A 1018-nucleotide genomic window follows, 5' to 3' on the forward strand; every position below is an offset into this window, starting at 1 on the left:
CGCGCTGGCCGAGGCCGGCGCCGTAGGTGGGCTGGTCCTGCGTGCCGAGCAGGGCCGACAGGCTGCGCTCCACGGCGGCGGCGCGGCGGGCGATGCCGGCGCGCAGCACGCGCAGGCGCTGGGCCACGCCCTCGATGCGGTCGCGGAAGTCGGCGTCGAACACTTCGGCCGACAGGGCCGACTCGAGCACGTTGCTGAAGCCGGCGGCGACCTGGCGCATGCCGTTGCAGGCGGCTTCCAGGGCGGGGGCATCGCCTTCGAGCAGGCGGGCGTCCACGGCGTCGAGCTGGCGCTCCACTTCCTGCAGCAGGTCTTCGGTCGATTCGCGGGTGTCGATCATCACGGGAGCTTGCATGGCGTTCAACCTTTGGTGCGGCTCAGCATTTCCTGAGCATTGGCGAGCATCTTGTCGGCGACGGCGCCGGCGTCCACAGTGAAGGTGCCGTTGGCAATGGCTTCGCGCATCGAGGCCACCTTGGCCTCGTCGATGCCCGAGCCCGAACCGGTGCGGCCGAGCGACTTGACGGTCGAGGAGACCTCGACCGACACGCCGGCGCCGGCAGGCGTGCTGCCCGACGTGGCAGGCGCACGACTGGCGCGGTCCGGCTGGACCGCCCCGGTTTCGATTTGCCCGACATCTAGGTTGCTTGCACCGATTCTCATCACTGGACTCCTTGCCCCCTGAAGAGGGCAGCGTCACTGTTTTTCGGCGGGGCTGACCGGAACTTAAGAACTTTTTTGGGTTTTTTTGCAGGCGCCCCGCCCACCCGGTTGAAACGCCCCGCGAGGGAGCGCGTGCGCGGGCCGGACGGACCGGCGGCGCGGGCGCCATCTTAATGAATGCGGTGCCGCCCTTCAGAGCGCAAGGCGAACCGTGCCGGCGTCCACCACCTGGCCGGTGGCGATGCGGCCGTTGGGCATGCGCACCCGCACCGGCTCGCCGACGGCGCCGGCGCTGAGGGTCTGGCCTTCGGTGCTGACCTCGAAGCCCTGGCCGCCGGCCAGCACGCGCACGGCG

The 1018-nt window shown here is 70.4% G+C and carries 3 protein-coding genes; all 3 read right to left on the bottom strand.

Translation table 11 applies throughout. The features are described from left to right. A partial coding sequence (locus tag NS331_RS25060; RefSeq protein ID WP_153013066.1) for a hypothetical protein occupies window positions 1-355 on the bottom strand: 355 nt, incomplete at its 3' end. 5 nt (window positions 356-360) lie between these two features. Continuing rightward, window positions 361-663 (bottom strand): flagellar biosynthesis anti-sigma factor FlgM, encoded by a 303-nt coding sequence (gene flgM / locus NS331_RS25920; protein WP_082702778.1) that lies wholly within the window; start codon window positions 661-663, stop codon window positions 361-363. A gap of 192 nt (window positions 664-855) precedes the next feature. Continuing rightward, entirely contained in the window at window positions 856-1014 is a 159-nt protein-coding gene (locus NS331_RS27460) for a flagella basal body P-ring formation protein FlgA (protein WP_369405828.1), read from the bottom strand. Window positions 1015-1018 lie beyond the last annotated feature (4 nt).

Source organism: Pseudacidovorax intermedius (assembly GCF_001476815.1).
In the GTDB taxonomy this organism is placed as follows: Bacteria; Pseudomonadota; Gammaproteobacteria; order Burkholderiales; family Burkholderiaceae_C; genus Xenophilus; species Xenophilus intermedius_A.